Raw genomic sequence first — 9,847 nt, forward strand, 5'->3', positions numbered from 1 at the left:
ATGTTTTTTAATACCTAAAATAAAAATGGGGCTGAAGAATCAATTCTGATTCATCAGTCCCATAAATTATAGAGCCCTTAATAAGACACTGACCGCCATTTTTTGTATGGGAAAATTATTCATTTGATTTCAATGCGTCGATCATATCAACATGCTTCAATTTATAATGAGTAACCAACATAACAATGATTGTAAATAAAATGGTCATGCCGCCGGCTAACGCATAAGCAGCCCAACTAATCACTAATGGAAAAACCATGTTTTCCATCGATGCCTGTCGGAGAATAAAATCAGTCAGTAAGTATCCGACTCCATAACCAGCTAGGATCCCTAGCAAAGTAAAGACAACATTCTCACGAACAATATACATTGTAACTTCTTTGTCGTAAAAACCTAAAACTTTAATTGTAGAGAGTTCCCGAATCCTTTCCGATACATTAATGTTTGTTAAATTGTATAGAACAACAAATGCCAAGGCACCAGATAAAATGACCAAGATAAGAACAATGGAATTCAGATTCCCCATGGACTCATTTTGCGCTTTGATTTGACTAGACAGGAAGGTAGTATTCTGAACTTGGTCTGTTTTCAATAGTTCTTTAGCTAATGCGTCTTCTTGCTTTTGTTCCATCTTTTTACTCTTGATAAGAAGCGATGTAGGCTGATAGTTCGTATTTGTTGCTTTTTCATAGTCATTTCTAGAAAGATAAAGTGAGTTACCTAAATAATTTTCAGCGATACCAGCTATCTTCACTGTTACAGCTGTTTGATCCTTATCATAAAAGGTTAGCTCATCTCCAATGTGGATATCAAAAAGCTCCGCATATTTCATCGTTAGGATGGCCCCATCATCTAGTGACATTTTTTTTCCATCGGTAGAGTGTAGATGCATATAGTTCGAGAATGAGTCAGTATCAGAAGGTACCACTAAAGACAGACTTTGCTTTCCTTGTTCTTTGGACCGTAACTCAATTGTTTCATTCAATACAAGCAGGGATTGTTGAATTGTTGGATCTTCTTCTAATATTTCAAAAACTTCGGTATTGTTTGTTTTACTATCTTTTAATGTGACGATTGCTTGATAATCAGTGATAGGACCAAATTGTTTTTGCGAAACAGCACTTAATGAATCTTTTAGACCCACTCCAGCGACCATAAGTCCTGCACATCCTGCGATCCCAATTATTGCCATAATCATTCGTGATTTATAGCGAAAAATGTTTCGGTAACTGATTTTTTGATTAAAGCTCAAGCGTGACCAAAGTGGTTGAATGTATTCTAGAAAAATTCTTTTCCCTGGCTTTGGTGCACGTGCCTGCAATAGTTGCGCTGGTTTTTCTCGCAAATCACGATAGAGGACAACAAGGGCTGCACCTAAAGTAGCAAGAATAAAGGCGACTGTAGCTTGAATGATTGGCCCCCAAACATAGTAAACCCGGACACCACCTAAAAGATACCGTTCACTAGAAAGAAAATAGATTAATCGAGGTAGAAATTCGATACCTAGTACAGCTCCTAAGAGAATTCCTATACTAGATGATAAAAGAGCATAGATGATATATTTTCGAGCTATCTCTCTTTTTGCATATCCCAAAGCCTTTAATGTGCCAATTTCTTTTCGATTTTCTTCTACCATTCTAGTCATGGTGGTAAAAGTTATTAAAGCTGCTACAAAAAAGAAGAATACTGGAAAGACATTTGCAATTGCCGCTATACGATCAGATAAACCGCCGTATTCTTGAAACCCAGGATTATCTTTTCTTAGATTAAATAAATAAGTAGGCTCTTCCATTTCATTTATTTCATTTTCTTTTTTTTGTAATGTAGATTCTGCATCAGCTAACTTCTCTTTTTCTTCATTGATTTGATTTTGTTGTTTAATCAATGTCGATTCAGCAGTTTTCAGTTGTTCAATAGCACCAGCTTGTTGTTGAGACGGTAACAGAAGGGTTGCACTTTTTTGTTGTTCAATCTGAGCTTTAGCAGCATCTAATTCTGTTTGTGCATCTAATAGCTGTGCTTTTCCAGTTTCAATTTTTTCCTTAGCAGGTTTCAATTCTTCCATTGCGTCATGTTTGATTTCTGCTACACGTTCTTGTGGACGATCAGCAAAAAGCGTTTCTACTTTTTCTTGATTCTTTTCCATTTTTTCTTGATAGGAATCAGAGTAAGTTTCTAAATCTTTCACATTATCAAAAGACAGATAGAGCACCGATTGGACATCACTCAGAAATTGATTTTCGGGAAGGTAAGCAAAATATGTTACTGTACCACTGCCAACATTCGCATAGCCTCGTTCAGCTTTACTGATAAATAGGGGCGAGTTGGCAAAACCAACGATTTTGAAGTTTTTATCCTTTATAGTATCCTGCGAGTCGATAGTATAAGTATCGTTTAACTGATAGCCATATTCTTTCGCTTGTGTATCTAAGACAATTTCATTGCTATTCTTTGGTAAATGGCCTTCTTCAAGGATTAATGCGTTTTGTTTTTGGCTTTTGTTGTAAGAATTGATTTGGACAACTTCATCTGCTTCTGCTACATAATAAAATTGGTAGCCTGATTCCACTTGAATCCCTGACTCTTTAGCTACTTTAAGATCTTGATCGGTGATACCTAGTGTTGATGTAACCTGTATATCAGCTAAGTTATGTTCATCAACATAAGTACTTGCAGAATGATTCAAAATAGGCCCAGTTGCTTTGACACCTACATACAAAAAAGTACCTAGAAAGATGATTAAAACAATAGCGATAAATCTTCCTTTAGACTGTTTGATTTCTCGTAAGCTTGCTTTTAAATACGTCTTATTTTTCATTTGTTTCCTCCTACCAAACGATCTCATCGATTGAAATAGGGGATTCATTAATTTCTACAGAGCGCACTGTAGCATCATTAATACGAATCACGCGATCAGCAATGGGAGCAATGGCACTGTTGTGCGTAATGATTAAAACAGTATTTCCAGCTTGACGACTTGCGCTTTGCAACAGCTTCAATACTTGTTTACCGGTTTCAAAATCTAATGCTCCTGTTGGTTCGTCACAAAGAAGTAATTTCGGATTTTTTGCTAGCGCTCGGGCAATGGACACTCGTTGCTGTTCGCCACCTGATAATTGAGAAGGAAAGTTATTGGACCTATTTTCTAATCCTACTTGCTTAAGCACAGCATCTGGGTCAAGTGCGTTCGGTGATATCTCTGTTGCTAACTCGATATTTTCTTTTGCTGTTAGATTTGGGACTAAATTATAAAATTGAAAAACGAAGCCTACATCTTTGCGCCGATATTCTGTAAGTTGTTTATCCGAAAATTGTGCAATATCAATATTATCGATAATGATTTGACCTTCATCAGGTGAATCCATCCCACCTAATATATTTAGAATAGTCGATTTTCCAGCTCCGCTTGGACCTAAAATAACGACTAGTTCTCCTTCTTCAATTGAAAAGGATAGGTCTTCATTAGCGGTAATCGTGGTTTCGCCCATTTTATATCTTTTATACGTATTTTTTACTTCTACATAACTCATATAACGCCTCCATATTTTGAACACCTGTTGATTTAATCACATAGCGTTAGTATACTAAGAAAGAAAAAAAGGGGCAATCCTCAAATCTTATTCATCTGTTATTAAATAAACATTTAAGTTATTTTTGTATAGAAAGGATTGAAGTTATGGTAGGAATAGTTGGAAATCGCCGAACACAATATACAAAAAAAGTGATTCGAAAAGCATTTCAAGAGATTTTGATGGGAAAAGAATTTGAAAAAATCACAATTACAGAGATTGCCCAGCGTGCTGATATCAATCGAGGAACTTTTTATAAGTATTACAAAGATACTGCAGACCTTTTAGAGGAGATTGAGAAAGAAATCGTTGAACAAATTGCAGATAATTTGCAACAAGAAAATCTCCCATTAGATCTATGGCTAGAAAAATTATTACTTATACTGCAAGAAAATCCTAGTGTAAGTCATTTGATTCTGCTTAATAACAGTCATTTATTAGATTTGTTATTGGAAAAAATCAGACCGGAAACGTTTAAACGCTTTACTATTTATTTCGAAGACGCAACAAGAGAAGAATTAGAGTTATGTTTGAGTTATTTTGTCTGTGGCTCGATCGGGTTGATTGAACGCTGGCTAAAAGATTTTTCTGAGATGCAGCCTAAAGCAGTTTCTCATTTACTTATTCAAATATTTACTACAAATGTTTATGAATAAAAGAAAAGCGAACGCCAATACGTTCGCTTTTCTTTTATTCTACTAGTCGTTCATCATTCATACCAAAATATTGATGCAATGGTTTTTGTTTTCCTGACAATAGTTGATCGATCGTCACAAATTCGTATCCTTTATTTTTTAACATAGTGATCAATCCTGGTACAGCTTTGACTGATTCAGGATGGATATCGTGGATTAAGATGATTGCGCCATTAAAGACATTCTGTTTAACAACATTATTGATTGTTCCAGGATTTTTTGATTTCCAATCCTGTGAGTCAATATCCCATTGAATAATTGGCATGCCAATTGTTTCAGCACTTTTTTTATCAATAGCGCCATAAGGGGGACGGATATTGCGAGGCAAGACGCCTGTAGCCTTGAAAATAGCTTTGTTGGTTTTATTTATTTCCCTTTGTAATTCATCTGTCGAAAGTGTATTCAATTGTGGATGAGAATACGAGTGACTTGCTACCTCATGACCCTCGTCGTGGACTTGTTTTGCAACATCTGGATTTTGATCCACCATCTGTCCTAACATGAAAAAAGTAGCTTTCACGTTATCTGTTTTTAGTATATTCAACAAATCAAGTGTTGAGCTATTATTTGGACCATCATCAAAAGTAAGAGCGACGTACTTTTTATTTTCATCTAATGCAGGTAATGTATCTTTTATACTTTCTTGCGAAACCAGATCTGTATCAATGAATGGAGCAATATCTTTGTATTTTAGAGTGACTTTAGAAGTTCCAGTTGAATTTTTTGGTAAGACGATAGTCAATTCATCAGGTGTATAAGTCATTTTACTATCATAAGAAATTCTATCCATTGTTAATACAGCATCAATGATTTTTTCAGGTTCTTTGGCTTGATCAAGTATGGATTGCTGAATCACCTGTTGAATACCTAAGAGACTTCCTTCATCTGGAATCAAATCCTTATTTGTGATTTCTTTGCCAGTTTTTTCGGAAACATAAATGGCTTTCTCAGAAATACTGTCTGGCTTTTTAAAATTTTCCTTACTGCGATCCCAGATAAAACTATCTGCTTCAATTCTATACTGACCAATTTTAGAAGATATTGCTGTTGCTTTTATTCTGGCAACTGTAAGCACTTCTTTTTCACGATGCTTTTTTTGTTGCTTTTGAGCAAGCTCGTCTAAGAGCTGGTTTGCATTTTTGAAAGGAACAGTATTTTCATCAACTGGACGGTAAACAAGGCACTTATTTTCTCCGTCATTTATAGTATCTATTTTCGTTGAAATTCCACTTTGGTCTTGCTCTTCTTGGATTGAAGCCATGAGATTTTTTGCAGCAGTTTCATATTTGGCTTGAGCTTCTGCTTCTTGCTGTTTTAATGTATAAACAATATAGCCGCCAGTAGCGACAATTACTAGAATAAGTGCGGTAAACAATGCGAATATATACTTGCTATAATTAGATTTTTTCTTCGGTATTTTTTGTTGTTTGTTTTCGTTTCCGGTTTTGGGCTTTACAGCTTCATTCAATTGATTTGTATTTTCACAGGTATCAGGTTCTTGTTTGTGACGTTGGCTACGACGTGCATAGGTATTTTTGTCAGACATATGACTTTATCCCTCCATTTATCATCATAAAGTAAAATAAACGTAACATAACTGTAATATAGTTTCAACAATAGGGGGGTATTTCTTAGAATATTTAAAGAAAAGAGGTAGGAATTCTCATCCTACCTTGTTCTTCAATTTTTTTCAATTCGGGTAACTCCACCCATATAAGGAACTAGTACTTCTGGTATAGTCACACTACCATCTTCATTTTGATAGTTTTCTAATACGGCAGCAACAGTTCTACCGACTGCTAGTCCTGAACCATTTAATGTATGCATGTAATGAATCTTGCCATCGTTATCTCTATAACGGATCATTGCTCGACGTGCTTGAAAATCTTCACAATTAGAACATGAACTGATTTCTCGATATGTTTCTTGTGCTGGAATCCATACTTCCAAATCATACGTTTTAGCAGCAGAGAAGCCCATGTCACCTGTAGACAATGCCATTACTCGATAAGGAAGTTGTAATTTTTGTAAAATGTCTTCTGCATTTGCAGTCATTTTTTCTAATTCTTCATAAGAGTGTGCTGCTTCACTTAGTTTGACCATTTCAACTTTGTTGAATTGATGTAATCGAATTAATCCGCGAGTATCACGACCAGCACTTCCAGCTTCTGAGCGGAAAGAAGGACTTAATGCTGTGAAGTAAACCGGTAGTTGGTCAAGATCCAATATTTCTCCATTATAATAATTCGTTAAAGGAACCTCAGCAGTAGGAATCAAGGTAAGATCTGTTTCCGCTAATTGGAAAACATCTTCTTTGAATTTAGGAAACTGTCCAGTTCCAAACATTGCATCGCTATTAACAATATATGGAGTAATCATCTCAGTGTACCCATGTTCATAAACATGTTGGTCTAGCATAAAGTTATATAAAGCTCGTTCAAGACGGGCACCTAATCCTTTATAGTAGACAAACCGGCTACCGGCTACCTTTGCACCTCGTTCAAAATCTAATATTCCTAGGTTTTCGGCAATATCCCAATGAGGCTTTGCTTCGAAATCAAATTCTTTTGGTGTAGCCCAGCGTCTTACTTCAACATTGTCATCTTCATCTTTTCCAACTGGGACAGAGTCATGAGGCAGATTAGGTAATGTCGTTGCGATCAATTTGATTTCTGAATCAATTTTTGCAATCTCGTCATCAAGAGACTTGATTTTAGTACCGACTTCTTTCATCTCAGTAATTTTATCATCTGCTGCTTTTTTTGCTCGTTTTAGTTGAGCTATTTCTGCAGAAACTTCATTTCGAACTTTTTTTAATTCTTCTGTCTCTACTAGGAGTTGTCGTCTCCTTTCATCTAACTTTAAGAATTCTTCTAATACTTCTTTTTTTACTCCGCGAGTCTGTAATTTTGTTTGGACTTTGTCAAAATTTTGCCGAATCATTTTAATATCTAACATAATTCTTCCCCCTTGTTTTTCATATAAAAAAAGACCTTTTCATCCCTATTCTTGGGACGAAAAGATCTTTCGCGGTACCACCCGAGTTCAGCATAACGCTGCCCTTGTTGCCCGTAACGTGGGCACACGATCTTTCTTTCAAAAGATACACTTTTAATGAACTGGATTCCATTCTTTCCATTACTGATTCTCACCAACCATCAGTTCTCTGAAAAAGTAAAAAATGTACTAGGTTCTATGCTTTATTAGTAAGTATTTTCTCTAGAATAGCGAAAAAGCGTTAGTTCGTCAACCATAGTTTTGGGTATTTGATAAATCATTTCTCTTTAATGGGAGATGGATAATAAAGGAGGTCCAATCCGGAGTAGATTTTGCAAAAATGTAGCCACCATGCAAGGCAACGATGCTTTGAGCAATGGCAAGACCAAGTCCAGTTCCTCCAGTTTCCTGCGAACGTGATTCCTCCACTCGATAGAAGCGGTCAAATAAGGAGTCTAATGAATGTTTGGGAATCATTTGTCCATTGTTCTTAACTGTTAGAATGGCTTCTGTTCCTACTTTTTCCACTTCCATTACGATTTTGTCAGCGCCTTTTCCATACTTTAAAGCATTAGACAATAAATTATTGAAAACTCGTACAAGCTTCTCAGTATCACCGTCCATAATAATGTGCTCTGGGCGAGTGTGAGTCTCAATCTTTATTCCTTTACGAGATGCTTCTAATTCAAAATCTGCAGCTAGTTGTTCGACTAATTGCGCCATATCAAAAGAAATGACATTTATTGGGACGCTAGGCTGTCTTACTTTTGTGTATTCGAAAAGATCGTCTACTAAAGATTTCATTTGCTTTGCTTTGACATAAGCGGTATGAGTATATTTCAATAACTCTTCTTCAGAATGATACTGACGATCTTCAATCAGGCCTAGATAACCAATAATAGAAGTTAAAGGGGTTCGGATATCGTGACTAACATTTGTAATTAATTCATCCTTCGACTGTTCGATCCTTCGTTCATCTTCAATGGCGGCGACGGTACTATCTACCAAGCCGTTAATATTTGAAACAATCCGATTGAGGTCACCACGCAGTTCAAATGGAATACGATGATCATAGTTTCCCTCTGCAATATAATGAAGCTCACTAATAATATGCCGTAGCTGCATTTGACGGTATCGACGAATCAAACGCCAATATAAAACAATCACATCTAATAAAAAGAACAAAGGGATAATGAAATTGCGGCCACTTTGAAAAATATCCGTGTCAAAAGCAGAAGTAAAAGCGTTTTTTGACTCATAGATCGCCTCCACTAACAACGGTGAATTCTCTCTTATAGAAGTCAAGATGACTAAAATCGCGACATTTAATAGAAGTAAAAGGATTACAGTAACGATTCCTTCTGCAAATAATTCACTGATTTCTTTAGAAGTGAGGGTGATACGTTTCTTTTTTTCTATTGGATTACTTCGCATCTATTTTATAGCCAACTCCCCACACTGTTTGAATGACTTTCTCGCCATCAGTTGCTTCTTCTATCTTATCACGCAGATGACTCACATGAACCATTACGGTTTTGGCTGACACGACACTCTCTTGCTTCCACACACGCTCAAAAATTTCATCAGCACTAAATACACGATTCGGATGGGATGCTAATAGGTAGAGAATACCAAATTCAAGAGCGGTCAATTGGATCTCATTTCCGGTGATTGTTTTTACTTCATGAGAATCACGATTAATGATCAATGAGCTAACTTCTAAGATATCTGGCTGATTAGAGGGAGCTTGCATTTTTGTTCGACGGAGCAGAGACTTGACGCGAGCCATCACTTCCAAAGGATTGAATGGTTTTGTTACATAGTCGTCTGCACCAGCAACTAGACCTCGTATTTTATCCATATCAGTAGTCTTAGCAGTTAGCATGATGATTGGAATTTGTGATTCTTTTCGCAACTCTTTTACAACCTGCATGCCATCCATTTCAGGCATCATGATATCCAATATCAGTAATTCAATATCTGGAGTAGTTCTAATTTTTGTTAAAGCTTCTTTACCATCATAAGCTTTGACGGCTTCATAACCTTCATTATGAAGATAGATACTTAATAGTTCAACAATCTCTTTATCATCATCAGCAACAAGTATTTTCATATAAATCCTCCTAGGAACAATATTCTTTTCTCCTATTTTAGCAAATATTCTAGGAAATTGATAAAATCATACTTAAATTTATAAGAATGATAGGAAATAATACTTACAACAAGAATAAAAACCGAACATTGAGAATTCAAATAATCATCATAGTTTCCAAATGGAGAGATTATTCCATAGAATTAACTAAAATATATGATGGAACCGCAGTATTTAGAAACGTTGAAATATCAATGATTTTACTGTTGACGAATGGCAAGATAGTTGCTATATTATTACATGTGCCAAATGACAAAAATCATTTCTAAAAGAAAATGAAAAAAGTTGTTGACGCCAGAACCAACAGATGATATTATAACGAAGTCGCAAATTTAAGAAATCAATTTGATGCTGATACAGCAACAAAAAAGATTGAAAAAAGTTGTTGACAAATAACAATTCATTTGTTATTCTAATGGAGTCGCTGATGACGC

At 35.8% G+C, this 9,847-nt stretch carries 7 protein-coding genes and 1 other annotated feature; of the genes, 1 reads left to right on the forward strand and 6 read right to left on the reverse strand.

Features of this window, described 5'->3' with window-relative positions; translation table 11 throughout:
* Window positions 1–115: 115 nt before the first annotated feature.
* Together AB5Z52_RS14530 and AB5Z52_RS14535 are read right to left on the reverse strand one after the other, a co-directional pair.
* Complete coding sequence (locus AB5Z52_RS14530) at window positions 116–2,818, reverse strand: ABC transporter permease (protein ID WP_005473108.1); 2,703 nt, start codon at window positions 2,816–2,818, stop codon at window positions 116–118.
* A gap of 10 nt (window positions 2,819–2,828) precedes the next feature.
* Window positions 2,829–3,530, reverse strand: a complete 702-nt coding sequence (locus AB5Z52_RS14535; protein WP_005473109.1) for an ABC transporter ATP-binding protein — start codon at window positions 3,528–3,530, stop codon at window positions 2,829–2,831.
* A gap of 146 nt (window positions 3,531–3,676) precedes the next feature.
* On the opposite strand from AB5Z52_RS14535, the gene AB5Z52_RS14540 reads away from it, so the two are divergent.
* Window positions 3,677–4,225, forward strand: coding sequence for a TetR/AcrR family transcriptional regulator (locus AB5Z52_RS14540; protein ID WP_288551508.1), 549 nt, complete (start codon window positions 3,677–3,679; stop codon window positions 4,223–4,225).
* 34 nt (window positions 4,226–4,259) lie between these two features.
* Here AB5Z52_RS14540 and AB5Z52_RS14545 read toward each other — a convergent pair whose 3' ends face one another.
* The 4 genes from AB5Z52_RS14545 to AB5Z52_RS14560 all read right to left on the reverse strand — a co-directional run bounded on the left by AB5Z52_RS14545 (window position 4,260) and on the right by AB5Z52_RS14560 (window position 9,374).
* On the reverse strand, window positions 4,260–5,810 hold the full coding sequence (locus tag AB5Z52_RS14545; protein ID WP_288551507.1) for a polysaccharide deacetylase family protein: 1,551 nt from the start codon (window positions 5,808–5,810) through the stop codon (window positions 4,260–4,262).
* Between the two features lie 134 nt (window positions 5,811–5,944).
* Window positions 5,945–7,222, reverse strand: a complete 1,278-nt coding sequence (gene serS, locus AB5Z52_RS14550; protein WP_005473111.1) for a serine--tRNA ligase — start codon at window positions 7,220–7,222, stop codon at window positions 5,945–5,947.
* Between the two features lie 49 nt (window positions 7,223–7,271).
* Window positions 7,272–7,469: a binding site (T-box leader), on the reverse strand.
* Window positions 7,470–7,510: 41 nt separating this feature from the next.
* Entirely contained in the window at window positions 7,511–8,695 is a 1,185-nt protein-coding gene (locus AB5Z52_RS14555) for a cell wall metabolism sensor histidine kinase WalK (RefSeq protein ID WP_003129153.1), read from the reverse strand.
* Window positions 8,685–9,374, reverse strand: a complete 690-nt coding sequence (locus tag AB5Z52_RS14560; RefSeq protein WP_003129151.1) for a response regulator transcription factor — start codon at window positions 9,372–9,374, stop codon at window positions 8,685–8,687. The genes AB5Z52_RS14555 and AB5Z52_RS14560 overlap by 11 nt, the downstream gene beginning before the upstream one ends.
* Window positions 9,375–9,847: the final 473 nt, after the last annotated feature.

The sequence above is a fragment of the Enterococcus sp. RTP21361st1_A6_RTP21361_211029 genome, assembly GCF_040910045.1.
GTDB classification, from domain to species: Bacteria; Bacillota; Bacilli; order Lactobacillales; family Enterococcaceae; genus Enterococcus_D; species Enterococcus_D gallinarum.

Excerpts from the sequence above, each read along its gene's own strand:
- AB5Z52_RS14545 (WP_288551507.1), bottom strand. The coding sequence starts at position 5,810 with ATGTCTGACAAAAATACCTATGCACGTCGTAGCCAACGTCACAAACAA.
- AB5Z52_RS14555 (WP_003129153.1), bottom strand. The coding sequence starts at position 8,695 with ATGCGAAGTAATCCAATAGAAAAAAAGAAACGTATCACCCTCACTTCT.
- AB5Z52_RS14540 (WP_288551508.1), top strand. The coding sequence starts at position 3,677 with ATGGTAGGAATAGTTGGAAATCGCCGAACACAATATACAAAAAAAGTG.
- AB5Z52_RS14560 (WP_003129151.1), bottom strand. The coding sequence starts at position 9,374 with ATGAAAATACTTGTTGCTGATGATGATAAAGAGATTGTTGAACTATTA.
- serS (WP_005473111.1), bottom strand. The coding sequence starts at position 7,222 with ATGTTAGATATTAAAATGATTCGGCAAAATTTTGACAAAGTCCAAACA.
- AB5Z52_RS14530 (WP_005473108.1), bottom strand. The coding sequence starts at position 2,818 with ATGAAAAATAAGACGTATTTAAAAGCAAGCTTACGAGAAATCAAACAG.
- AB5Z52_RS14535 (WP_005473109.1), bottom strand. The coding sequence starts at position 3,530 with ATGAGTTATGTAGAAGTAAAAAATACGTATAAAAGATATAAAATGGGC.